We start from the raw sequence: 24923 nt of genomic DNA, 5'->3' as shown, positions 1-24923 counted from the left end.
GTCCCCGGGGTTGTACGGGGGACTTCGCCGTTCTCGTCACATCCGCCCGCCGCGCGCCGCCGGTCCGGACCGCCCCCCGACGGTCCGGACCGCCCCAGCCCTCCGCGACGGGCCGCTCAGCCCCGCGCGAGCGGGCTCAGTCCGCGTGGAAGCGGGCTCAGTCCGCGTGGAAGCGGGCCGGGGCGCTGGTCGGGGCGTCGCCGGCCGGGAGCTTCTGGTCCGGGCAGGTGGACAGGACCTTCCTCATCGCGGCCCGTTCGGCGCCGGTCACCCACAGCCCGTACTTCTTCTTCACCGCCACCTGGCCGGCGACGTACGTGCAGCGGTAGCCCTTGTTCGCGGGCAGCCAGGTCGCGGTGTCGCCCTCGCCCTTGCTGCGGTTGGGGCCGGAGCTGACGGCCAGCAGGTTCAGCGGGTCGTTGGCCAGCGCTATGCGCTTGCTCGCGTCCCACTGCTGGGCGCCCTTCTGCCAGGCGTCGGACAGGGACACGAGGTGGTCGATGTCGATCGTGCTCGCGCCCCGGGTGAAGCGGATCGTCTTCCCCGAGTAGGGGTCGTCGGTGAGCGTCCCCCGGGCGATGACGCACTTCCCCTCCTTGTACCTCACGTCCTCCAGGTCGCGTTTGAGGACGTCGTCGCGGGTGTCGCAGTGGTTGGAGTCGGTGTCGGCCCAGGCGCTGCCGAACCGGTCGCGCGCGTAACCGGTCTTCGGGGCCCGGCCCTTGACGGTCAGCGAGTCCACGGCCGCCAGCGCGGAGCCGTGCGCGGCGGTGGCCGGACCGCCGGAGCCGCCGCCCTCCCCCGCCGTCACCTCGTCCAGGTCCGAGCAGCCCGCGCTCGTGAGCAGTACCCCGCAGAGGACCGCCGTCCCCACCGCGCCCAGCGGTCCCGCCTTGTGCCGCATACCGTGCCTCTCGCCGCGCTCACCCACGTGCCCACCGGCGTTTTCCGCCGGACCTCATGTCTACCCGGTCGGCGGACGCCGACTCCGGGCGGGCCGGGGCGGGGGGGCGCGGGGTGGGGGCGCGGCAGGCGGACGCCCCCTACACCTTCCCGATGCCGAGGGTCGTCGTGGACGGGAGCAGGCCCGAGCCGATCACGTCGAGCCAGAAGGGGCCGAGCAGTTCGGCGAGGCGGGCGGTGTCCCGCGTACCGAGGGCCTGCCAGGGAGCGGCGGCCAGGGCGTCGGTGCGGGCCTCGACCTCGGCGCGCAGGGCGCGGCCGGCGGGGGTCGCCGTACCGTCCCCGGCCACCAGGCCCCGGGCGTGGAGGCGTTCACGGGCCGCCGACCACTCCCTCCCGCTCCAGCCCCGGCTCGCGAAGGTCTCCTCGGGCGCCGCGCCGATCGCCGCGAAGGACACGAGGGACTCGACCGGGTCCAGGCCCGCCGTGAGGAGGGCGGCGAGGTGGCCGTCGCCCCGGTGCTCGCGCAGGACCGTCGCCGCCTGCCACAGCACGAGGTGCGGGGCGGCGGGCCAGGGCAGGGCCGCGTTCGCGGCGGCCAGGGGACGGCCCGCCGGCTGGGCGGCGAGCGCCGCGCGCCGCGCGAGGGAGGCCGCCTCGGCCAGTTCGGGACTCGCGGCGCGCTCCCCGAACAGCCGCCCGTAGCACCGCTCGACGCCGCGCAGCCGCGCCGCGAGGACCTCCTGCGGGCCGGTCCTGTCCCAGTCGGGGGCGTACCGCTCGACTGTGGCGGGGCTGAAGCTGTAGAAGGCGGAGGCGATCCCCGGCGCGCCCACCGGGCCCAGTGGCGCGGCCCGCAGCGGGAAGTAGGAGGGCCAGCGCTCGTCCGTGGCCAGGCCGAGCGCGGCCGACTCCTCGAAGACCTCGGGGGCGTAGTAGACCACCGCGTGCAGAGGCTCCAGCAGATGCCACATCTGCCGGACCCGCGCGGGCTCCACCGCCGGGACGGCCCCGGCCGTCCCCTCGGCCCGTACCTGCTTCTGTTCGCTCTTTGCCGCCATGTCTCCCCCGACCCGCGTACCGGCACCGCTTCTTGTCATTGACAAGATTGGGGGACGGAGAGGGGGCGCGTCAACCTTCCCGGACGCGCCCCCAGCCCCGTCGGCCAGCCTTACGACCCCAGGATCGAGGCCAGGAACTCGCCCGCCCAGGACAGGAGTTCGCGTCCCATCAGCGGTTTCCCGCCGACCTTCGCCGTCTTCGGGCGCGGGACGAGGGCCTGGCGGGTGGAGGGTTTGAGGACGGTGCCGGGGTAGAGGCGCTGGAGACGCAACTGCTGCGACTCGCGCAGGTCGTCCACGGGCGCGAAGCGGATGTTGTTGCCCTGGAGGACGATCTCGCCGACCCCGCAGGAACGGGCGAGCATGCGCAGGCCCGCGACCAGCAGCAGGTTCTCGACCGGCTCGGGCAACTTGCCGTAGCGGTCGGTCAGTTCCTCGCGGACCGCCTTGATGTCGTCCTCGCTGGTGGCGGAGGCGATCGCGCGGTACGCCTGGAGGCGCAGCCGCTCGCCGGGCGCGTAGTCGTGCGGGACGTGCGCGTCGACCGGCAGCTCGATCTTGACCTCCAGCGGCGGCTCCTCCTCGACGGAACCGTCCAGCTCCGCGCGGTAGTCGGCGACGGCCTCGCCGACCATCCGCACGTACAGGTCGAAACCGACGCCCGCGATGTGCCCGGACTGCTCGCCGCCCAGCAGGTTGCCCGCCCCGCGGATCTCCAGGTCCTTCATCGCGACGTACATCCCGGCGCCCATCTCGGTGTGCTGGGCGATCGTCGCGAGGCGCTCGTGCGCGGTCTCGGTGAGCGGCTTCTCCGGCGGGTACAGGAAGTAGGCGTAACCGCGTTCGCGGCCCCGGCCCACCCGGCCGCGCAACTGGTGGAGCTGGGACAGGCCGAAGTTGTCGCCGCGCTCCACGATCAGCGTGTTGGCGTTGGAGATGTCGATACCGGACTCGACGATCGTGGTCGACACCAGGACGTCGAACTTGTTCTCCCAGAAGTCCACGACGACCTGCTCCAGGGCCGCTTCGGACATCTGGCCGTGCGCGGTGGCGATCCGCGCCTCGGGCACGATCGCACGCAGCGCCGACGCGGCCCGGTCGATCGAGTCGACCCGGTTGTGGATGTAGAAGACCTGGCCCTCGCGCAGCAGTTCGCGGCGGATCGCGGCACCGATCTGCTTCTCCTCGTAGGGCCCCACGAAGGTCAGCACCGGGTGCCGCTCCTCGGGCGGCGTGGTGATCGTGGACATCTCGCGGATGCCGGTGACCGCCATCTCCAGGGTGCGCGGGATGGGCGTCGCGGACATCGTGAGGACGTCGACGTTGGCGCGCAGCTTCTTCAGCTGCTCCTTGTGCTCGACGCCGAACCGCTGCTCCTCGTCGACGATGACCAGCCCGAGGTCCTTGAACTTCGTCTCGGAGGAGAACAGGCGGTGGGTGCCGATGACCAGATCGACGGAGCCGTCCCGCAGCCCCTCCAGGGTGGCCTTGGCCTCGGTGTCGCTCTGGAAGCGGGACAGCGCCCGGATCTTCACCGGGAACTGCGCGTACCGCTCGCTGAACGTCGAGTAGTGCTGCTGGACGAGCAGGGTCGTGGGCACGAGGACGGCGACCTGCTTGCCGTCCTGCACCGCCTTGAACGCGGCGCGCACCGCGATCTCCGTCTTCCCGTAGCCGACGTCACCGCAGATCAGGCGGTCCATCGGGACCGTCTTCTCCATGTCGGACTTGACCTCGCTGATCGTCGTCAGCTGGTCGGGGGTCTCGGCGTACGGGAAGGCGTCCTCCAGTTCGCGCTGCCACGGGGTGTCCGCGCCGAAGGCGTGGCCGGGCGCCGCCATACGCGCCGAGTACAGCTTGATGAGGTCGGCGGCGATCTCCTTGACGGCCTTCTTCGCGCGGGCCTTCGTCTTCGTCCAGTCCGCGCCGCCGAGCCGGTGCAGGGTCGGGGCCTCCCCGCCCACGTACTTGGTGATCTGCTCCAGCTGGTCGGTGGGGATGTAGAGCCGGTCGCCGGGCTGTCCGCGCTTGGCGGGCGCGTACTCGACGACGAGGTACTCGCGGGTCGCGCCCTGCACGGTGCGCTGGACCATCTCGATGTAGCGGCCCACGCCGTGCTGCTCGTGGACGATGTAGTCGCCGGTCTCCAGCGTGAGCGGGTCGATGGTCTTCCTGCGGCGCACCGGCATCCGGGCGCCTTCCTTGCCGGCCGCCTTCTGGCCGGAGAGGTCGGTCTCGGTGAGCACGGCGAGCTTGAGCGCGGGCTCCACGAAGCCGTGGTCGATCGAACCGCAGGACACGTGCACGACCGACGGGGAGATCTCCCCGAGGTCGGGGTCCAGGCGCGCCGCGATGCCCTCGCCGCCCAGCACCTCGACGGTGCGGCTCGCGGGGCCCTGCGCCTCCGTGACGTACACCATGCGCCAGCCCTCGGACAGCCACTGCTTGGTGTCGGCGAGGGCGCGGGCCGTGTCGCCCCGGTAGCTCTCGGGGGCGCGCATCCCGAGGTTGAGGGTGTCGGCGCCCAGCTCCTCGTCGATCGCGAAGGGCGACACCGACCACCACAGCATGCCGCTCTCGCGCGCGTGGTCCCGTACGTCGGCCAGGCCCCACAGGGAGGCGGCGCCCACGTCGATGGGCGCCTCGCCGCCGGTCGCGGACGCCGCCCACGAGGCGTGCAGGAACTCCTGGCTGGTCGCGACGAGGTCCCCGGCGCGGGTACGGACCCGCTCCGGGTCGCACACCACGGTCATGGCGCCCTCGGGCAGCACGTCCAGGAGCAGTTCCATGTCGTCGACCAGGGCGGGGGCCAGCGACTCCATGCCCTCCACGGCGATGCCCTCGGCGATCTTGCCGAGCAGTTCCCCCAGTTCGGGGTGGGCCTCGGCGAGGGCGGCGGCCCGCTCCCGCACCTGATCGGTCAGGAGCAGCTCACGGCAGGGCGGCGCCCACAGCCCGTACTCGGCGACCTCCAGGGAGCGCTGGTCGGCGACCTTGAAGTAGCGGATCTCCTCGACGTCGTCGCCCCAGAACTCGACGCGCAGCGGATGTTCCTCGGTCGGCGGGAACACGTCGAGGATGCCGCCGCGCACCGCGAACTCGCCGCGCTTCTCGACCAGTTCCACACGGGCGTAGGCGGCCGCCGCGAGCGCTTCGACGACCTCGCCGAGATCGGCGCTCTGCCCCTGCCGCAGGCTCACGGGTTCGAGGTCGCCCAGGCCCTTGACCTGCGGCTGGAGCACCGAACGGATGGGGGCGACGACGACCGAGACGGGCCCGGTGTCCGGGTCGTCGGTCTGCGGGTGGGCGAGCCGGCGCAGTACGGCGAGGCGCCGGCCCACCGTGTCCGAGCGGGGCGAGAGCCGCTCGTGCGGCAGCGTCTCCCAGGACGGGAACTCGACGACGCCGTCGGCGGGCAGCAGGGTGCGCAGGGCCGCCGCGAGGTCCTCGGCCTCCCGGCCGGTCGCGGTGACGGCGAGCACGGTACGGCCCGTCTCCCGGGCCAGCGCCGCGACCACGAAGGGCCGCGCGGCGGGCGGGCCCACTAGGTCGGCCTGCGTGCGGTGGCCGTCGGCGGCGGCCTTGACCGCTTCGGACAGCGCGGGATCGGCGACCACCGCGTCGAGGAGACCGTGGAGACTCATGAAGGCTTCTTTCCGTCCTGGCGGCTACGGGGTGGACAGGGGCCGGTGGGCCCGGCGGGCGGCCCGGGGGTTCTCGGACCACCCCGCCCCCGGCGAGGCATCGCGAAGAGCCCGACACGCGCACGGGCCGGGGGGTTCCCAGCGTACGACCTACGGAGCGGGTACGGCCTGCGGGCGGGGCGGTGGGGGCCTCGGTAGGGGGCCTCGGTGGGGGGCCTCGGGTGGGCCTCGGGGGGGCCTCGGGTGGGGGGCCTCGGTGGGGGGCCTCGGGTGGGGGGCCGCGATGCGGGGCGCTGGAAGGACCGCTGGGGGCTGTGGGGGCGGCGTGGGGTGCGGGTGGGTGCGGTGGGGGTGGCGGCGTGGGCTGCGGGGGGCCGCAACGCGGGGCCTCGGGGCCGGGGCCTCAGCGGGGAAGCGCGGAAAGGGCCGCTGGGGGCTGTGGAGGCGGGGCGGGGCGGTGGGGGGCCGCGGCCTGCTGACGGAGGCGGCGCGGAGTGCCGGCGGAGGCGCTCGGGGCTACGGAGGGGTGGTGGCTGCGGGCCGCGCAGAGACCTGCCGCGGCCCGCCGGGAGCGCCGGGAGCCCGGGGCGCCGCGCGGCCCGCGCACGAGCCCTCCGGCCCGCGCACGAGCCCTCCCGGCCCGCTCCAGGCTGTGTGCCACGTGCGCACCTACCCGCTGGGGCACGCTGGGGGTCCGATGTGGGCCTCCGGTTGACCCGCTGCGGCCCGCCGACGCGCGCCATGCGGCCTGCGGAGTGGGCGGTCACGGTCTGCTGCGGCTCCGTGTGGCCCGTCGGGAGACCCCGTACGGTCTCGGCTGCGGCCTACTGGTGGACAGCTGGAGCTCGCGCACGAACCCGCTCCGGCCCCTCCTGGTTCGGGACGGCCCGCGCACGGACCCGCTGGTGCCGGCAGGGTGATGACTCCGTGCGGTCTGCGGGCGGCCCGTGGCCCCGTGGGGATCGCTCGGTACGGACCGCGCGCCACGGCGCTCGCATCCGGGGATCGCGCAGGCACCCGTGCCCGCCCCGGCGCGGGCGGGTCCTGAGGGGCCGGGCAGGGGCGCTCCTCCGGCTGTTGGGGGGGCAGGGGCGGAGCGGCGTGCCCGAGACCCGGGGGCCGTACGCCCCGTACCCGAGGGGGTACGGGGCGTACGGCCCCCGGGGGCCTGCCTGGCGGGTGGGCAGGGGCGGGCGGCACCCGTGCGGTGCCTCCGCCCCGCCCCGCCGCGCGGGTGGTGGCCCGGCGCGCTCAGTCGGTGGCGATCGCGTTCAGGACGTTCATGCGGGCCGCCCGGAAGGCCGGGACGAGCGCGGCGAACAGTCCGACGAAGGCCGAGGCGACGAACACCCCGAGGATCGTCGGCCACGGGATCTCCAGGACGTCGAGCCCCTCCATGGCCAGCAGGGACTGGGCGCTCGCGCCCCACCCCAGGCCCAGACCCAGACCCAGCAGGGCGCCGAACAGGGCGATGACCACGGACTCCAGCCGGATCATGCGGCGCAGCTGCCTGCGCGACAGGCCGACCGCCCGCATGAGGCCGATCTCCCGGGTGCGTTCGACGACGGAGAGGGCCAGCGTGTTGACCACGCCGAGCACGGCGACGACGATCGCGAGGCCCAGCAGCCCGTAGACCATGTTGAGCAGCTGGCCTATCTGGTCCTTGAGGGTCTGCTTGTAGTCGGCCCTGTTCTGGACCTCGTACTGCGGGTACGAGTGCAGCGCGTCCTTGAGCGCGGCGTACGCCGCGTCCTGCCTGCCGTCGGCTGCCTTCGCGAGCATCATCACGTTCGCCGGGACCCGGTCGGCGGGCACATGCGCCTTCAGGGTGGAGATCGCGAGGTAGCGGGCGCCCTGGTCGATGCTCGTGTCGTCCGAGGTGATGGCCTTGACCGTGAGCGACGCGGTGTCCCCTCCGGCGAAGGACACCTTCAGCCGGTCGCCGACCTTGACCCCGTGCTCCTGGGCGTAGTCGTCGCCCACGGACATCGCGTCCTTGCCGTAGGCCGCGGCCAGGTCACCCGCGACGACCTCGCGCCGCACGTCCTGACGGTAGCCGGGGTCGGTCGCGGAGAGACGGGTCTTCTCGCTGCTGCCGTCGGGGGCGGTCATCCGCACGTCGACCAGCTTGGTGCGGGTGACGTGGTCGAGTCCGGCCACCGCGGCCACCGCCTTCTCGGCCTTCGGCACGATCGGCTGGGTGGTCGAGTCGACGATGAAGTCGGCGCCGACGGTCCGGTCGAGCTGATCACTCGCGGAGGCCACCATGGAGGAGCCGACCACCGACAGGCACGCGACGAGCGCCAGGCCGATCATGAGGGCCGCCCCGGTGGCGCCGGTGCGGCGCGGGTTGCGCAGCGCGTTGCGCTCCGCGAGCCGGCCGACGGGCCCGAACACCCGCAGCAGCACCGCGCCCAGGGCGCGGACCACGACTCCCGCGAGCAGCGGGCCGACCGCGATCAGGCCGAGGAGGCTCAGCAGGATGCCCAGGCCCAGCAGGGGCGCCCCGCCGCTGGCCTTGTCCGCGTCGGTCGCGAGGTACAGCGTGAGCGCGCCGCCCGCCGTGAGCAGCAGGCCGACGGCGCCCCTGATCCGGCCGGCCCGGCCGTCGGCGGGGGTACCGGCGTCCCGCAGGGCGGCCATCGGGGAGATGGTGCCCGCGCGGCGGGCCGGCAGATACGCGGCCAACACGGTCACGATGACGCCGAGGGCCAGGCCGACGGCCGGGGTGGTCCAGGCGATCGTCAGATCACGGGTCGACAGGTCCATTCCGGCGGCCGACATGAGTTTCATGAGGCCGACGGCCAGCCCTATGCCCGCGCCGACCCCGAGGACCGAGCCGAACACCCCGAGCAGCAGCGCCTCGACGAGCACCGACCGGTTGACCTGCTTGCGGGAGGAGCCGATGGCCCGCATGAGGCCGATCTCCCGGGTGCGCTGGGCGACCAGCATGGAGAAGGTGTTGACGATCAGGAAGATGCCGACCAGGAAGGCGATCCCCGCGAAGCCGAGCATCGCGTACTTCACGACGTCCAGGAAGGACCCCATGTCGTCCTGGTTGGCGTCGGACGCCTCCTTCTGCGTCTGCAGCTTGTATCCGGCGCCCAGGGCCCCGGCGGCGCGCTGCTTGAGCGCGGAATCGCTGACCCCTTGGTCCGCGGTCAGGTTGACCTGCGTGAACACCCCTTCTTTGCCGAGCAGTTCACGCTGGGCGGTGGCGGTGTCGAAGTAGAAGACGGACGCACCGGGGTTGGTGACGGTGAAGGAGGCGATCCCGACGATCCTCGCCCGGAAGTCGCCGGTCACCGTGATGGTGCGCAGTTCGTCACCGAGCTTCAGGTGGTGCTTCTTCGCCGTGTCGGAGTCGAGCATGACCTCGGCGGGTCCGCGCGGCACGTGGCCGGAGGCGATCTCCATGTAGCGCGAGTCGTTGCGGGTCCAGTTGCCGGCGATCGTCGGGCCGCCGCTCGTGGTGCCCACGTTGTCGTTCTCGTCGTTGACGACGGTGACGCTCTGGCTGCTCACGGCGCCCTCGGCGGACCGCACCCCCGCGGACTTGCCGAGCCTGCTCACGACGGAGGCGGGCAGCGACTCGGGCCGGCCGGTGGAACCGCCCGTCGCGTCGTCCCCGCCGTCCGGGGCCTCGGGGGTGACGGTGACGTCGGCCGAGGTGACCGCGAAGAGCTTGTCGAAGGTCGTGTTCATCGTGTCGGTGAACACGAGGGTGCCGCACACGAAGGCGACGGACAGCAGGACGGCGATCGCCGAGAGGACCATGCGGCCCTTGTGCGCGAGGAAGTTGCGCATCGAGGTCTTGAGCACGGTCATGACGTCCGCCCGCGCGCGTCGAAGTCCTTCATGCGGTCGAGGACCTGCTCGGCGGTCGGGTTGACCATCTCGTCGACCAGATGGCCGTCGGCGAGGTACAGCACCCGGTCCGCGTAGGAGGCGGCGACCGGGTCGTGGGTGACCATGACCATCGTCTGGCCCAGTTCGTCGACCGAGGTGCGCAGGAAGCCGAGGACCTCGGCGCCGGCCCGGGAGTCGAGGTTCCCGGTCGGCTCGTCACCGAAGATGATCTCGGGGCGGGCGGCCAGGGCGCGCGCCACCGCGACCCGCTGCTGCTGTCCGCCGGACAGCTGGGTGGGACGGTGCTTGAGACGGCCCGCGAGACCGACCGTCTCCACGACCCGCTCCAGCCACTGCCGGTCCGGTTTGCGGCCCGCGATGTCCATGGGCAGCGTGATGTTCTCCAGCGCGTTCAGGGTGGGCAGCAGGTTGTACGCCTGGAAGATGAAGCCGATACGGTCGCGCCGCAGCTGGGTGAGCTTCTTGTCCTTGAGCCCGGTGATCTCGGTGTCGGCGAGGAATATCTGCCCCGAGCTGACCGTGTCGAGACCGGCCAGGCAGTGCATCAGCGTCGACTTCCCGGAGCCCGAGGGCCCCATGATGGCCGTGAACCGGCCCCGCTCGATGTCGACGTCGATCCCGTCGAGGGCGAGGACCCGGGTCTCCCCGCTGCCGTACGCCTTGACGACGCGGCGGGCCCGCGCGGCGACGGCCACATGCCCGCCCGCACCGTGGTGCTGAGGAATGGTCACAGCCGTGGTCACTGGAAGTCTCCTATGTCGGTCATGCTGAGGGCGTGCGTCACTCACGCCGGTCACGGACGAGGGTGTGCGGCAGCGCGGCCCGGGGTGGGCGGTGCCTCGCACGGGAGGGTCTGGGAGGTCTGGGAGGTGAGGAGAGTGCGGCTTCCCCCGTGAACCGCACTCCCCTGCTCGCGTTCCGATTCTTTCGGTCCGGCCGTCCCGGCGCCCTGAGGTACAGCGCAGTCTTTTACTGCGGTAAACCTCAGTACTGGTGCTGCGGCCAGCCTCCAGGCCGGTGAGACAAGGCTAGGGAAACGCCCCTTACCGCCTCGTCCTCCGACGGGACGAACAGCCCCCCACCCAAGGTCCGGACTTCCACCTAGGGGACTCCACCCCACGGGCCGCTCCCGTCCACCCAAGGACGGAGCGCGAGACGCGCGGACCTCCTCCCCCGGGCCCGCGCGGAAAGCCGCCTCCTGCCGTTGGCGCAGGTCAGGGCCGCCCGTCTGCCCCGCACAGTCAGCGGGCGTCCAGCGGGGCCGTCCCGTAAGGGAGTTGCCGCGTGGGGGAGTTGACCAAGCAAGGGGGAGGGCGGCTTATGAGGGAGGTGCCACGGCGGGACCCCGGCCGGGCGCCCCGGCGCCGCCGACCGAATCCACCAAATCCGCCGGGTCAGCCGGGTCAGCCGGGTCAGCCGGGTCAGCCGGGTCAGCCGAAACCGCCGTATTCCCGTACCCCCGAGTCCCCGTATCCCCTAGTCCCCGAGTGCGCGGAAGGGGCACCCTCCCCCGCGTCAGGCGCCGCGCTCCACCGCGCTCGCCGACCGGGGCCGGCCCACGCGGGGCGGTCTCGACGCCGGCGTACCCGTGCCCCCGTCCGAGCCACCGGCCTCCGCCGGACCGGCGGCACCCGCCGGGTCCCGCGCCCCCGCCGGGTCCCGCGCCCCCGCCTCGTCCGTCCCGCCCGCGTCTCCCGCCCCGCGAGCCGGTCCCGCCGCGCGGACCGGCTCCCCGTCCTTGTCCGTGTCCTGACCGGGCCCCCCGGCCTCCTCCTTTGGCGCGTCCTCCCGCAGTCCCCGCCCTGTCAGGGCCGCCAGGCTGCCCCGTACGTGCCTGAGGTGGGCGCGTACCTGTTCGCCCCGCTCCTGGTGGGCGCGCAGGAGTTCCTCGCTCTCGCGGGCGACGCGGTCGGCGTGGGCCCCGGCGCGGGACAGGAGGGCGGTGGCGCGGGCCTGGGCGTCCTCCTGGTGGTGCCGGGCCGACTCCTCCTCGGCGGCGAGGGCACGGCGGGCGGCGGACAGGGCCTCCTCCGCATCGGCCAGGCGCCGCGCGGCCGCCTGCTCCGCCCGCGCGTGGGCGGCGGCCTCCTGCTCCCGCGCGATCCGCGAGCGCTCGGCCTGGTCCGCCTCCTGCCCGGCGAGGGCCTCCTCGCAGCGGTCGCGCACCTCGCGCAGCGCGGCGAGCGCCCCGGTGCGCAGCCGGTCGGCCTCGTCCTGCGCGGACCGGCGCACGGCGTCGGCCTCCGCGTGCGCGGCGGCCAGTCGCCGCGCCGCCTCCTCCTCGGCCGCCGCACGCACCCCGTCCGCGTACCGGGCCGCCTCCTGGGCGAGCCGTCCGGCGTCGGCGCGGGCGGACTCCTCGACCCGCTCGGCCTCGGCGCGGGCCGCGTCCAGGACGGCCGCGACCTCCTCCTCGGTCAGGGCGAGCAGTTCGCGGGCGCGGGAGCCGAGCGTGTCGTACGTCTGCGGGGCGAGCCGGGCGACGGCCTCCCGCGACCGGGCGGCCTCCGCCGCCACCTCGGCCGCGACCCCCTCCAGCCGGCGCGCGCGCTGCCGGGCGAGGTCGCGGTCCTCGGTGAGGGCGGACACCCGGGGGTCGACCTCGGCGGGGCGGTAGGCGCGGGCGCGTACGGAGGGCGGGACGAAGGCGAAACCGTGCGGTGACCCGGTACTGCTGCTCATCCCGTTTCCCTGCCCCTCCTCGTCGGACACCGGGCGTCGGACACCGGCCCGCGCGGCGACCGCGCGGACCGCTCACGCGCGGTCACCTGTCTGTCACCCCTGGTGGGGTACCTCTGGCTGGACACACGGGGAACACCCCATAACACGACACTCTGCCCATCCATTCGCTCAAGGATGCGTCATTTGGTGTCGGAATCCGGAATCGGGCGATCTTCGCGGAGCGCGCGGAACAGGGCGCGGGCGTCCGGCTCCTTCCACACGACGACGTCGCCGACCCCACTGACCTGCGGCTCCGCGGAGACCGGCACGGTGGTCGTGGCGCCCTTGCCGTCCGAGAGGTCGCGCATCCGGCGAGCGAGGCCGAGCAGCGCCCGCACGTCGGTGTCGTCGTCGACGGTGACCGCGTCGAACGAGGTCCGCAGGAAGGGCACCAGCTCCCAGGGGTTCAGCACGACGGAGGCGGAGAACGCCTCGTGCGCGACCGCGCTCACCAGCTGCCGCTGGCGTTTGACCCGGCCCAGGTCGCCCTCCGGGTCGGTGTAGCGAGCACGGACGTACGCGAGGGCCTGCACGCCGTTCATCCGCTGACAGCCCGCGCCGAAGTCGGCCCCCGAGTGGCTGTCGCGCAGCCCGCCCTTCGGTACGCAGATCCGTACGCCGCCGAGCGAGTCCACGACGTCCACGAAGCCGGGGAAGTCGACCTCCGCGTAGTGGTCCAGGCGCAGCCCCGTCGCCTGTTCGACGGTACGGGTCAGCAGCTTCGCCCCGCCCAGCGCGTAGGCCGCGTTGATCTTGTTCTTCCCGTGCCCGGGGATCGCGACGTAGCTGTCGCGCGGGATCGACACGAGATACGGCCCGTTGTCGCCGTAGTGCACGACCATCAAGGTGTCCGTGTTGCGGCCCGCGTCGCCGCCCACGTGCAGCCGCCGGCGTTCCCCGGCGCTGAGCCCCGAGCGGCTGTCCGAACCGATCAGCAGCCAGTCCGCGCCCTTGCTCGCGGCGGGCCGGCCCGGGTACGGGGCGAGGGCGGACGTCGTCCGCAGCCGGTGCCCCGCCCAGAGGTACAGCCACGTCCCGTACCCGGCGACGCCCAGGACGAGGACGAGCAGCACCACGAACGTGATCCACGGCCAGCGCCGCCTGCGCCGCCGCGCCGCGGGCTCCCGCGGCGGGGGCCCTGCGGATTCCGGGGGCGGGGAGGGAGCAGCCATGACCGCATGATCGGGGCGCCCCGCCCGTCACCCGGAGGGGCGCCCCGTGGGGCCACTCACACGGACTACCCCGGCCGGCTCACAGCAGCCCGTCCCACATCTGCTCCAGCAGCACCGACCACCAAGTCTCCGGGGAGCCGAGCGCGGCCGCGTCCAGCGCCGCGAGCTGGGCCTGGAAGTCGACCGTCCAGCGGCCCGCCTGCTCGGGGGTCAGCCCGAAGCGCAGCCGCCACATGCGGCCCAGCAGCGCGAGGCAGCGCGCGAACTCAGGGAGCCCCGAGTTCACGAACTGCGGGGGCACCGGCGCCCCGTTCGGCCCGCCCTCCACCGGCACCGCGACGATGTGCGCCGTGCCGTACTGCACACAGAGCGCCTTGCCGAAGTCGCTGCCCATCACCAGATACGTACCGGCGTCGACCGCCGCGGGCACCCCGCGCTCCTGCGCCAGCTCGGCGAGCGTCGGCACCGGACGGCCCGGCTGGGCCTGCGCCCAGAAGAACGGACCCATGTCGTAGGGCAGCCCCGCCGTCACCAGCGTCCGCGCCACCAGCTCGGGCACGCCCTGCCGCGACACGGCGCGCTCCTCGAACCGGAACAGGCCCTGGGGACCGAAGGCCTGCGCCAGCTCGTGCGCGATCCCCTCCGGAGGCACCGGGGGCAGCGGCGGCACCTGCGGCAGCGGGGCGCGCACCGGAGCGGGCCGCGCCGGCCCGTCCGCGACCTGATGCAGCTCCCCCTGGTGCGCGAGCAACTGCGCCATGCCCTGCTGCCGGCTCGCGTGGTCCGTACCGTACGGGGCGATCGAGGTGATCCGCGCCTGCGGGAAGGTCTCCCGGATCATCCGCGCGCAGTACGCGCCCGGCAGCTCGCAGGACTCCAGCTCGGTGTGCAGCTCCAGCACCTGCCGCGGCGGCACGTTCATCGCCCGCAGCTCGTGCAGGATCTGCCACTCCGGGTGCGGGGTGCCCGGCGCCGAACGCCGGATCAGCTGCTGCTCGGAACCGTCCGGGGCGCGGTAGCGCAGAACGGCCTGGTAACCCGGGCCGACCGTCGGCAGCCCCTGCTGCTGCGGATAGCCGTAGCCGGGCGGCGGCGTCCCCGGTCCCGGCGGCCTGCCCTGCGGCGGCGGGTACGGCGCGCCGGACGGCGGGGGCGGGGCACCGGGACCGCTCACCGGCGGCCCCGAGGGCGGCGGCAGCGGCGCGCCGGGCGGGGCGGGCGTCGCGGAACCCGGCGTCGACAGCACCGTCGCCGCGTGGTGCACGCCTTGCGGCGGCGTCCCCGGCGCACCCGGCGCCTGCGGCGGCGCGGGCGGCGGGGCCGCCTGGAAACCGCCCGGAGCACCGGGCGCCGACGGGCCGCCCCGCCCGCCCAGGCTCTGCCCCGGCTCGGAGAGAACGGTCTCCGCGTGGTGCACGCCCTGCGCCGGAGTCCCCGGCGCGGGCGGACCCGAGGGAGCGGACGGGCCGGGCCGGCCGGGACCCGCGCCGCCCGGCACCCCGGGAGCGCCCGGAGGCGGCGGCACGGAGGACCCGCCCCCGCGGCGCTGCGGGGGCTGCGCCTTGCTCGTCGCGGCCTCACTGATGTCACCGGCGCCCGGCACGGAAGAACCCGGGGAGGCGCCGGGGGCACCGGGAGTACCGGGGGCAGCGGGAGCGCCCGGCGGGGGCGCGTACGGCGCACCGCCCGACAGCAGCTCCGTACGCGCCTCCGCCACCGGGCCGGGGCCAGCGCCCGCCCCCTCGGGCAGCGGCGGCGCGAACACCGTCGCCGGCGGCGGCACGGAACGGCTGTCCCCGTCATGAGCCGTGTCCGTCCCCGCCCACGGCGTCCCCCCGGCCGGAGCGGCCGACGACGAGGCCGGAGCCGAGGACGGCGACGGAGCCGGAGCCGGAGCCGGAGCCGACGGCGCGGAGTCCGGGCCGGCGCCCCCGGAAGCGGCCACGGGCCCCCCGGTCGCGGCACCCTGACCCGTCGCGGGCCCCTGAGCGGCGGCCGGACGGTCACGGTCCGCGCCACGCCGGTCCGGGATACCGAGCTTGTCGGCGGCCTCCTGAAGCCACTCCGGCGGCGACAACAGGAACGAGGTCTGGTTCAGGTCGATCCGCTCCGGCGGCGACGCCGGCTCCGCCGCCCCCTCCAACACCCCGTACTCCTCCTCGTACCGGCGGATCACCTCACCGACCGGCAGCGCGGGCCACAGCGACGCCTCACCGCCGTCCCGCGCGATCACCAGCCGCTGCCCGCCGCCGTCCGACACCGGACCGCCCTCGCGGTCCTGCGCCCACACGACGAACCCGAGACCGAACTCCCGCACCAGGACCTGCCGGTGCTGATACGGCGGAAGGTCCCCGTTGATCCACTGCTCGGCCCGCTCCTGCGCCTGCGCGAAGGTCACCACCGCGCTCACTCCTCCACCGGGACGGCGTACGCGAAGCCGCCGTCCACCATCAGATTCGCCACGGTCTCCAGCTCGGGCGGGTTGCCCGCGAGCCGGGTCAGGAACACGTCGAAATCCTCCCCGCAGGGAAACAGCAGGTCACGCGCGCGCTCCTGCACCGAGAGACCGTCCCGGTCCCGCGCGTCGTCATAAGCGCAGAACCACACCGAGCCCACCCCCTCCCCGCGCACCTTCACCGCGAGCAGACCGCCCTGCACGAACGCGACGCCCAGGAAGTCCTTCGTCAGATGGTCCCGCAGACACTTGTTGACGTACACCAGATCGTTCGTGTCCGCCACGTCCCGCACCGTGAAGAACGGCTGATCCACCAGCAGACCCAGCTCCGCGTCGAGCGCCACCCCCACCGGCGCACAACCGCCCGCCGCCTTCAGGAACGACCGGTACGCGCCGGGCAGCCGGTACCCCAGCTCCTCCTCGACCGACAGCACCTGCGCCTCCGTCACCGACACCAGGCTCTTCGGCAGCGCGAAATGCGCCGGACGCGTCTCCCGCAGCGGACGCGTACCGCGCCGCCCGTGGTCCACCGCCGCCGTCGTCAGGCCCCCGTGATGCCGCAACAGCGCCTTCACCTCGACCGGCACCAGCTCAAGACGGCGCCCCCCGGCCACGTGGTGCCAGGTCCAGCCGTGCGGCGTCGCCACCGGCCCCAGCGTGTCCCACAGCGCGTGCCCCGCCGCCGACATCGCCGCGTTCGCCGACACGTAGTCCGTCAGCCGCAGCTCGTCCACACCGAAACCCGCCGGCGGCTCCTCGATCTCCACCGCCGCACGCGCGTACGGCCCGAACACCGGAAAACCCGAGGCGTCGACCGCGACACCCCGGGGATGCCGCCCCGCCCGCACCGGATCGGGAAACCGCACGAGCTGCCCCGCGTAGGCCGCGTTCGGCGGCGCGCCGCGCCCCCCGTCCTGGGAGCCCGAGGACGGCACCCCCTGCCCGAGCCGACCTGTCGTCATGGCGGTAGCCCCCTGCACCCTCGCTGTCACGAACCCGGCGGACACGCCCTCCGCGGCGGAAGGCGGTCGGCACAGCCTATGCGGTCACCCTCCGCCGGTCACCGGGCCGTCGCCCGCGTGACCAGCCGACACCGCGCTGTGACCATGAAAAGCTGTACCCCCGGCCGCGGGCCCCGGATGTCGCCCCAGGCCCCACCGTTTGGCAGGCTGTCAGAGTTCTCCCGGACCCGTCCCGGAGAACGACACGGGGGAAGGTACGGAGGGGAAGCACCACCATGCACACCACACAACCCGGCCCGGCGGCCGTCAGCACCAGCAGGCCCGCGGACACCACACCACGCCCCGGACCAGCCGTCTTCACCTCCGCACACCCCGGCACAAGCGGCCCGGACGGCACCCCGCGCCCCGCCCCCGCCGACCCGCGCACCGCCCCGCCGCACCCCGCCCCGCCGCCGCCCGCCGCCGCGGGCGGACCCCGCAGACCCGCCCCGCCCACGCCCGTCCCCCAGGCAACCGCGCCCGGCAGCACGCCCGGCGCCCGCCCCACCCGCCTCGGCGACACCGACCCCCGCGTCGACTGGAGCGCCGACGGCAGCCGGCCCCCCACCCTGCGCCACCGCCGCGACGGCATACTGCCCGCCGTCGCCGCCGCCCTCTCCGTACGCGGCACCACCCTCACCGCCACCGGAGCCCGCGCCGACCGGCCGCCCACCCTCCACCCGCTCGTCCAGGACTTCCTCTCCACCCTCACCAGCGCCCAGCGGGAACGGTTCACCGGCCGCTGCGCCGAAGCCGCCCTCATCTCCCGCCACCTCACCGAGGCCGACACCGCCCGCACCGCCAAGTCCAGACGCGCCGCACGCCGCGCCATGACCACCGGCGAAGCCCGCAAAAGCCTCAAACACGCCAAACTCACCACCCGGCACATCCGCGAGGACGGCGACCCCCTGCACGGCGCCTTCGCCCCGCCCTGCCGCTCCTGCACCGCGCTCGCCGACCACTTCGGCGTCCGCGTCATCGACCCCACCACCGACCAGGACTGACACCCCCATCGCCATGGACACCCCAGCCCGCCCCCTCGACCCGGCGCTCACCGACACCTCCGGGCCCAGCAGCCGCTTCCCCGCCGCCGTCGACGCCGCCCTGCGCGCCGCCGGCTGGGCCCCCGGCCGCTGGGACATGGCCCAGGCCGAGATCTGGGCCGACACCCTGCGCGCCCACACCTCCCCCGCCGGACACCGCCACAGCGTCTCCCCCGCCGCCGTCGAGGCCTGGGCCGAGTTCGGCGGACTGCGCCCCACCCCCACCGCGCACGGCCGCAACCTCGCCCCCACCGCACTCGACCTCGACCCCCTGCACGGCCTCCACCTCGCCCGCACCCTCGGCGACCTCGGCCGCGCCCTCGGCACCGAGCTGTGCCCCCTCGGCCTGGAGACCACCACCCACGCCGCCCTCGCCATCGACACCGACGGCCGCGTCTACGCCCTCGACCACACCGGCGACTGGCACCTCGGCGCCGACATCGACCAGGGCCTCACCGCCCTGCTCACCGGAACGACCCCCACCAGGCTCACGACGGAACCCGAGGACTGACCCGGCGGCACCGGAGCGACGACGCCGGGGCGGCGGCCCCGGGGCAGCGCGCCGGGACGGGGACGTCAGAGACGGCAGGGCGGGAACGTCAGAGACGGCAGGGCGGGGACGTCAGAGAGCAAGCCACGCCAGGACGGCGACGTCCGGGAAGAACGTCAGGGCCCACCCGCCCCCATCCGCTCCCGCTACTGCCCGCCAGCACCGGCACCGGCACCGGCACCGGCGGGCAGCACGGCCGACACCCGGAACCCACCCGTCTCCGTCGCACCCGCCACGAACACACCCCCGAGCGCCAGCACCCGCTCCCGCATCCCCACCAGACCGTTGCCCCCGCTCGGCAGACCCGCGTCCACACCCCCGGCCGGCGGAACCCCGTTCTCCACCTGCATCGCCAGCTCCCCCTCCCGCCGCGCCACCCGCACCCGCGTCGCGGCGCCCGCCGCGTGCTTGTGCGCGTTGGTCAGCGCCTCCTGCACCACCCGGTACGCGGTCCGCTCCACCAAAGCCCCGTACGCCCGCGGCGCCCCCTCCACCGAGAACTCCACCGCCATCCCCGCCGCCCGCGACTGGCCCACCAACTCCTCCAGCTCCCCCAGAGACGGCCCCTCCTCGACCACCCCCGCCACCCCCGCACCCGAGGACACCGGACCGAGCAGCCCCTCCACACCCCCGGACACCACGGAAGACGCCGCCCGCACCGACACCCCCGCCACACCCGCACCGGAGACACCCGCCGAGACCCGGCCCCGCCCGGCGCCCCCCTCCACGCCCGCGCCACCGGCCGGCACGTCCCCCGCCGCGGCGCCCCCGGCCGTCCCGGCGGCCACTCCCGCGGCCGCCCGGTCCACCACGCCCGAACCACGAGAGACCGGCCCCCCGGCCTGAACGGGCAGCGCCCCCCGCTCACGCTTCCGCACACCCGGCCCACCACGCGCCGGCCCGGCCCCCGAAGACGCACCCGCGTCCGAAGCCGCACCAGCCCCCGAGGACGCACCAGAACCCCAGGACGCACCAGAACCCGAGGAGGCCCCCGAACCACCGTCCCCCGACCGCAGCACGCCCAGCATCTCCCGCAACTCCGTCAACGCCTGACGCCCCATGTCCCCCACCAGCGCCGCGTTCCGCACCGCCTTCTGCGGATCCTTCACCGCGACCGCCTGAAGCGCCGCCGCGTGCACCACCATCAGACTCACCCGGTGCGCCACCACGTCGTGCATCTCCCGCGCGATCCGCCGGCGCTCCTCCCCCCGCGCCCACTCGGCCCGCTCCTCGGCCCGCTCGGCGAGCAACTGCAACTCCCGCTCCAGGCTGTCCGCCCGCTCCCGCAGACTCTCCATGAGCCGCCGCCGCGCCCCCACGTACAACCCGAGCAGCACCGGCGGAGCCGTCAGCCCCAAGGCCGTCAGCACCGCCATCGACGGCGCGAACCACACACTCGACACCCGGGCGCCGCTCTCCACGTGCTGCTGCGTCCGCACCAGCATCACGACCAGCGTCCCGGCCAGCGACATCCCCGTCAGCAGGGCCGTGATCCGCCGCGGCAGCTCCGAGGCCGCCAGCGAGTACAGACCCACGAAGCCCAGGACCATGCCCATCTCCGCCGGGGTCACCGCCAGCGCGACCAGCACCGCCGCCACCGGCCACCGCCGGCGCACCAGCAACGTCGCCCCCGTCACCAGGCCGAACACCGCACCCGGCCACCAGCCGAGCCCGGTCCGCTCCGCGAAGGCCCCGCCCTCCACAACACACTCACCGGCCGACACCACCGCCAGCAGTACGTCCAGGACGAAACCCCGCCACCTCGTCCACCACCACGGCCCCCCGGCCGCCCGGCGCTCTTCCCCCGTCGTGGTCATGGCCCCAGCGTACGGGCGCGACCCGCCGTTTTTCCGGGGAGTGCGGGAGCACACACCGCGCCCACGCCCCGGCGCGACACCACCCTTCACTCGAACAAGTGAACGTTCTCCGGTTCACGGACGAACGGCGTCCCCACCCGGCGAAGCTGCCCCCATGCCCTCCACCGAAGACACCCGACGCCACTTCGAGACCCTGCGCGAACAGGCCCTCGGCCTGCGACGACAGGGGCTCAGCCGACGCCGGATCCGCGACCGCCTCCGTATCGGCAACAACGACCTCCTCAACCGCCTCCTCGCCGGAGAACCCGCCCCCGAGTGGACCAGCAAGCCCAACGCCAAGGACGAGCTGCGCGCCCGCGCCCGTGAACTGCGGACCCAGGGCTGGACCTACGACCGCATCCAGGCCGAACTCGGCTGCTCGAAGAGCTCGGTCTCCCTGTGGGTCCGCGACCTGCCGAAACCGGAACCGCGCTACACGCGGGAGGAGCAGCTGGAGCTGATGAGGGAGGGGCTGCACTTCCACCGGGAGGCCCAGGACCGCATACGGCGGGAGACGAAGCGCGAGGCGGAACAGTCGGTCGGCAGGCTCACCGATCGCGAGCTCTTCCTCGCCGGCGTAGCCCTGTACTGGGCGGAAGGCACCAAGGACAAGCCACACGCCCGCAGGGAGACCGTCGCGTTCATCAACAGCGACCCGGGGGTGATCCTGACCTTTCTCGCCTGGCTCGACCTGATGAAGGTGGACCGCCGGCGCATCCGCTACTCGGTGATGATCCACGAGACGGCGGACGTGTCCGGCGCGGAGGACTACTGGGCCGGGCTCGTCGGGGCGCCGGCCACCTTCAACAAGACCGTACTGAAGAAGCACAACCCCAAGACGAAACGGAAGAACACCGGGGAGGAGTACCGGGGATGCCTCGTGATCAAGGTTCTCCAGAGCGCCGAGCTGTACCGTCGCATCGAAGGGGCATGGTGCGGCATAGTAGGTGCCGCACACAGGTCGACTGACGATATGTCCGTTTAGGTCGACTTGCCCTCCCCTGTGGTGTAATAGGCAACACGAGGCACTTTGGATGCTTTGTTCCAGGTTCGAGTCCTGGCAGGGGAGCCCCTCCGCGTTCGGGTCCTGACCTCCAGGTCAGGACCCTTCTTCATGTCCGGCCCGTCGCCCCCCGGTATCCTCCAGGTGACATTTCCCCGTCGCACCCGCAGCCGAAGGGCAGTCCCGTGAGCGCCACTCCTTCTTCGAATCTCGGCTCCGCCGGCGCGGGGGACGCCTCGCCGGCCGCCGTCGTCGTCCTGGCAGCGGGGGGCGGAACCCGCATGAAGTCGGCCACCCCGAAGGTCCTGCACCGGCTCAGCGGCCGCTCGCTCGTGGGCCACGTGCTCGCCGCCGCCCGTGAACTGGACCCGCGCGAACTGGTCGTCGTGGTCGGGCACGCCCGCGAGCAGGTGTCCGCGCACGTGGCCGAGGCCGACCCGGCGGCGCGGATCGCCGTGCAGGAGGAGCAGCGGGGCACCGGGCACGCCGTGCGTACCGGCCTGGCGGCGCTGGGCCCCGTCGAGGGCACGGTGGTCGTGGTGTGCGGGGACACTCCGCTGCTGACCGGCGAGACCCTGCGGGCGCTGTCGGCGACGCACGGCGCGGACGGCAACGCGGTGACGGTGCTGACGGCCGAGGTCCCGGACGCGACGGGCTACGGGCGGATCGTGCGGGAGCCTGGTTCCGGCGCGGTGCGCGCGATCGTGGAGCACAAGGACGCCTCGGAGGAGCAGCGGGAGATCCGGGAGATCAACTCCGGGGTGTTCGCCTTCGACGGGAAGCTGCTGGCCGAGGCGCTGGGGAAGGTGCGCAGCGACAACAGTCAGGGCGAGGAGTACCTGACGGACGTGCTGGGGATCCTGGGTGCGGCCGGTCACCGGGTGGGGGCTTCGGTGGCGGTGGACCACCGGGAGATCGCGGGGATCAACAACCGGGTGCAGCTCGCGCAGGCGGGTCGTTCGCTGAACGAGCGGCTGCTGGAGCGGGCGATGCTGTCGGGGGTGACGGTGCTGGATCCGGCGACGACATATCTGGACGTGTCGGTGACCTTCGAGCGGGACGTGCTGGTGCATCCGGGGACGCAGTTGCTGGGGGCGACGCATGTGGCGGAGGGCGCGGAGGTGGGTCCGCACACGCGGCTGACGGACACCTCGGTGGGCGCCGGGGCGCGGGTGGACAACACGGTGGCGCTGGGCGCGGAGATCGGGGCCGAGGCGTCGGTGGGGCCGTTCGCGTATCTGCGTCCCGGTACGCGGCTGGGTGTGGGGGCGAAGGCGGGTACGTACGTGGAGATGAAGAACGCGACGGTGGGGGCGGGGACGAAGGTTCCGCATCTGTCGTACGTGGGGGACGCGACGATCGGTGAGCACTCGAACATCGGGGCGGCGAGTGTGTTCGTGAACTACGACGGTGTGAACAAGCACCACACGACGATCGGCTCTCATTGCCGTACCGGTTCGGACAATATGTTTGTGGCTCCGGTCACGATCGGGGACGGGGTGTACACGGCCGCGGGTTCGGTGATCACGAAGGACGTGCCCTCGGGTTCGCTGGCCGTGGCCCGTGGGCAGCAGCGGAATATCGAGGGCTGGGTGGCCCGTAAGCGTCCGGGCAGTGCGGCCGCGCGGGCGGCCGAGGAAGCCACCGGGAGGTCGGAGGGCGAAAGCTGACCGAAAACAGGTGCGTCTGTCACGGCGTACCGTGATAGATGCACGCGATTCGGCTGGCTCGTTGGTTCTGGGTGTCTTGATGTGTCTGGGCTATGCGGGTGCAGCAGCAGGTAGAACTCGTCTGAGGAGACAAGTGCTGTGACCGGGATCAAGACGACCGGCGAGAAGAAGCTGATGTTCTTCACCGGCCGCGCCCACCCTGAACTGGCGGCTGAGGTGGCGCACCAGCTCGGTGTCGGCATAGTGCCCACCAAGGCTTTCGATTTCGCCAACGGCGAGATCTATGTCCGCTTCCGTGAGTCGGCGCGCGGCGCGGACTGCTTCCTGATCCAGAGCCACACCGCTCCGATCAACAAGTGGATCATGGAGCAGTTGATCATGATCGACGCTCTGAAGCGGGCGTCGGCGCGTTCGATCACGGTGATCGTGCCGTTCTACGGTTACGCGCGGCAGGACAAGAAGCACCGTGGTCGTGAGCCGATCTCGGCGCGGCTGATGGCGGATCTGCTGAAGACGGCGGGTGCGACCCGGATTCTGACGGTGGACCTGCACACGGACCAGATCCAGGGTTTCTTCGACGGTCCGGTGGACCACCTGTTCGCGCTGCCGATCCTGGCGGACTACGTGGGCGCGAAGGTGGACCGGGAGAAGCTGACGATCGTGTCGCCGGACGCGGGCCGGGTGCGGGTCGCGGACCGTTGGTGCGACCGGCTGGGTGCTCCGCTGGCGATCGTGCACAAGCGGCGGGACAAGGACGTCGCGAATCAGGTGACGGTGCACGAGGTGGTCGGTGACGTGAAGGACCGGGTGTGTGTCCTGGTCGACGACATGATCGACACGGGTGGCACGATCTGCGCGGCGGCGGACGCGTTGTTCGCGCACGGTGCGGCGGACGTCATAGTGACGGCGACGCACGGGGTGCTCTCGGGTCCGGCGGCGGACCGGCTGAAGAACTCGAAGGTGAGTGAGTTCGTGCTGACGAACACGCTGCCGACGCCGGGTGAGCTGGAGCTGGACAAGATCACGGTGCTGTCGATCGCGCCGACGATCGCGCGTGCGGTGCGTGAGGTGTTCGAGGACGGTTCGGTGACGAGCCTGTTCGAGACGGAGGCGGAGTCGGCGGCCTGAGCCGTTCGCTCTTCCCCGGGGCCGGCCGCGCGGAGCGGGCGGTCCGGTGATCGATTTCTGGGGCGGCCTTTCCGCCGGGTAGACTCGGAAGAGTTGCTCGGCGAGGGAGGCCGCCCCGTTTTCTGTCCGGGGTCGGCGGTCCGTTATCGACGCGCTCTTCGTAGCAGGCCGATCGTGGCCGGGTGACCGTCACTGTCTGTCTGTTGAGGAGGAGTGCGTCATGGCTGAGGTCAAGATCGCCGTCGAGCCCCGTAGCGAGTTCGGCAAGGGTGCCGCCCGTCGTATCCGTCGTGAGAGCAAGGTCCCCGGTGTGGTCTACGGCCACGGTGGCGACCCGATCCACGTGACGCTGCCGGGTCACGACCTGATGATGGCGCTGAAGGCGTCGAACGTGCTGCTGGCCGTGGAGCTGGAGGGCAAGTCCCAGCTGGTCATCCCGAAGGCCGTGCAGCGTGACGCGCTGAAGGGCTTCATCGAGCACGTGGACCTGCTGCTGGTCCGCAGTGGCGAGAAGGTCCAGGTGGAGATCCCGGTGCTGACCGAGGGCGAGCTGGCCCCGGGCGGCTTCCTGCTGGAGCACCTGCTCAACACGCTCCCGGTGGAGACCGAGGCGACGCACATCCCCGAGTCGGTCACCGTCTCGATCGCGGGCCTGGAGGCCGGCGCGACGATCACCGCGAAGGACATCCCGCTGCCGCAGGGCACGACGCTGGACGTGGAGGACGACGTCGTCGTCATCCAGGTCGTGTCGGCGCAGGCCGAGGAGGCCCCGGCGGAGTCCGCCGAGTCCGAGTCCGCCGAGGGCTGATCCCCGGGTTCCCGGTGACGGGGTGGCGTGCCGTGGGG

General features: G+C 73.5%; 16 protein-coding genes and 1 tRNA gene. 7 read left to right on the top strand and 10 right to left on the bottom strand.

Translation table 11 applies throughout. The features are described from left to right. Window positions 1-157 precede the first annotated feature (157 nt). From ACFYMP_RS07645 to ACFYMP_RS07605, 9 genes are all read right to left on the bottom strand, one after another. Window positions 158-904, bottom strand: a complete 747-nt coding sequence (locus ACFYMP_RS07645; protein WP_388852056.1) for an HNH endonuclease family protein — start codon at window positions 902-904, stop codon at window positions 158-160. 139 nt (window positions 905-1043) lie between these two features. Next, the gene (locus ACFYMP_RS07640) at window positions 1044-1877 is read right to left on the bottom strand and encodes a hypothetical protein (protein WP_388852311.1); all 834 of its coding nucleotides are present in this window, start codon (window positions 1875-1877) and stop codon (window positions 1044-1046) included. A 197-nt stretch (window positions 1878-2074) separates the two neighbouring features. Next, window positions 2075-5608: a transcription-repair coupling factor gene (gene mfd, locus ACFYMP_RS07635; protein ID WP_388852053.1), complete on the bottom strand. Its 3534-nt coding sequence runs from the start codon at window positions 5606-5608 to the stop codon at window positions 2075-2077. Between the two features lie 1251 nt (window positions 5609-6859). Continuing rightward, the gene (locus tag ACFYMP_RS07630; RefSeq protein WP_388852050.1) at window positions 6860-9436 is read right to left on the bottom strand and encodes an ABC transporter permease; all 2577 of its coding nucleotides are present in this window, start codon (window positions 9434-9436) and stop codon (window positions 6860-6862) included. Then, window positions 9433-10221: an ABC transporter ATP-binding protein gene (locus ACFYMP_RS07625; RefSeq protein WP_388852047.1), complete on the bottom strand. Its 789-nt coding sequence runs from the start codon at window positions 10219-10221 to the stop codon at window positions 9433-9435. The genes ACFYMP_RS07630 and ACFYMP_RS07625 overlap by 4 nt, the downstream gene beginning before the upstream one ends. 772 nt (window positions 10222-10993) lie before the next feature. After that, window positions 10994-12160 (bottom strand): hypothetical protein, encoded by a 1167-nt coding sequence (locus ACFYMP_RS07620; RefSeq protein WP_388852044.1) that lies wholly within the window; start codon window positions 12158-12160, stop codon window positions 10994-10996. 179 nt (window positions 12161-12339) lie between these two features. After that, window positions 12340-13284 (bottom strand): LCP family protein, encoded by a 945-nt coding sequence (locus ACFYMP_RS07615; protein ID WP_388852308.1) that lies wholly within the window; start codon window positions 13282-13284, stop codon window positions 12340-12342. 166 nt (window positions 13285-13450) lie between these two features. After that, window positions 13451-15772 (bottom strand): SUKH-4 family immunity protein, encoded by a 2322-nt coding sequence (locus ACFYMP_RS07610; protein WP_388852042.1) that lies wholly within the window; start codon window positions 15770-15772, stop codon window positions 13451-13453. Between the two features lie 5 nt (window positions 15773-15777). Further along, window positions 15778-16788: an SMI1/KNR4 family protein gene (locus tag ACFYMP_RS07605; protein ID WP_388852039.1), complete on the bottom strand. Its 1011-nt coding sequence runs from the start codon at window positions 16786-16788 to the stop codon at window positions 15778-15780. A gap of 608 nt (window positions 16789-17396) precedes the next feature. Between ACFYMP_RS07605 and ACFYMP_RS07600 the strand changes: the two genes are divergently transcribed. Both ACFYMP_RS07600 and ACFYMP_RS07595 read left to right on the top strand, forming a co-directional pair. Further along, on the top strand, window positions 17397-17831 hold the full coding sequence (locus ACFYMP_RS07600; RefSeq protein WP_388852305.1) for a YwqJ-related putative deaminase: 435 nt from the start codon (window positions 17397-17399) through the stop codon (window positions 17829-17831). Between the two features lie 13 nt (window positions 17832-17844). Further along, window positions 17845-18381 carry an SUKH-3 domain-containing protein gene (locus ACFYMP_RS07595; RefSeq protein WP_388852036.1) on the top strand — a complete coding sequence of 179 codons (537 nt, stop codon included), beginning with the start codon at window positions 17845-17847 and terminating at the stop codon, window positions 18379-18381. Window positions 18382-18566: 185 nt separating this feature from the next. On the opposite strand, the gene ACFYMP_RS07590 is transcribed toward ACFYMP_RS07595, so the two are convergent. Continuing rightward, window positions 18567-20237 (bottom strand): sensor histidine kinase, encoded by a 1671-nt coding sequence (locus ACFYMP_RS07590; protein WP_388852033.1) that lies wholly within the window; start codon window positions 20235-20237, stop codon window positions 18567-18569. A gap of 154 nt (window positions 20238-20391) precedes the next feature. Here ACFYMP_RS07590 and ACFYMP_RS07585 point away from each other — a divergent pair, with 154 nt between their 5' ends. From ACFYMP_RS07585 to ACFYMP_RS07565, 5 genes are all read left to right on the top strand, one after another. Further along, entirely contained in the window at window positions 20392-21261 is an 870-nt protein-coding gene (locus ACFYMP_RS07585; RefSeq protein ID WP_388852030.1) for a helix-turn-helix domain-containing protein, read from the top strand. A gap of 12 nt (window positions 21262-21273) precedes the next feature. Next, window positions 21274-21345: transfer RNA gene (locus ACFYMP_RS07580), tRNA-Gln, on the top strand. Window positions 21346-21464: 119 nt separating this feature from the next. Then, the gene (gene glmU, locus ACFYMP_RS07575; RefSeq protein WP_388852026.1) at window positions 21465-22949 is read left to right on the top strand and encodes a bifunctional UDP-N-acetylglucosamine diphosphorylase/glucosamine-1-phosphate N-acetyltransferase GlmU; all 1485 of its coding nucleotides are present in this window, start codon (window positions 21465-21467) and stop codon (window positions 22947-22949) included. Between the two features lie 138 nt (window positions 22950-23087). Next, window positions 23088-24077, top strand: a complete 990-nt coding sequence (locus ACFYMP_RS07570; RefSeq protein ID WP_363144525.1) for a ribose-phosphate diphosphokinase — start codon at window positions 23088-23090, stop codon at window positions 24075-24077. 220 nt (window positions 24078-24297) lie between these two features. Next, the gene (locus ACFYMP_RS07565) at window positions 24298-24885 is read left to right on the top strand and encodes a 50S ribosomal protein L25/general stress protein Ctc (protein WP_388852022.1); all 588 of its coding nucleotides are present in this window, start codon (window positions 24298-24300) and stop codon (window positions 24883-24885) included. The last annotated feature ends 38 nt before the right edge of the window (window positions 24886-24923 follow it).

This window comes from Streptomyces sp. NPDC007088, assembly GCF_042869355.1.
Classification (GTDB): domain Bacteria; phylum Actinomycetota; class Actinomycetes; order Streptomycetales; family Streptomycetaceae; genus Streptomyces.
This window is presented reverse-complemented; position numbering and strand designations above follow the sequence as displayed.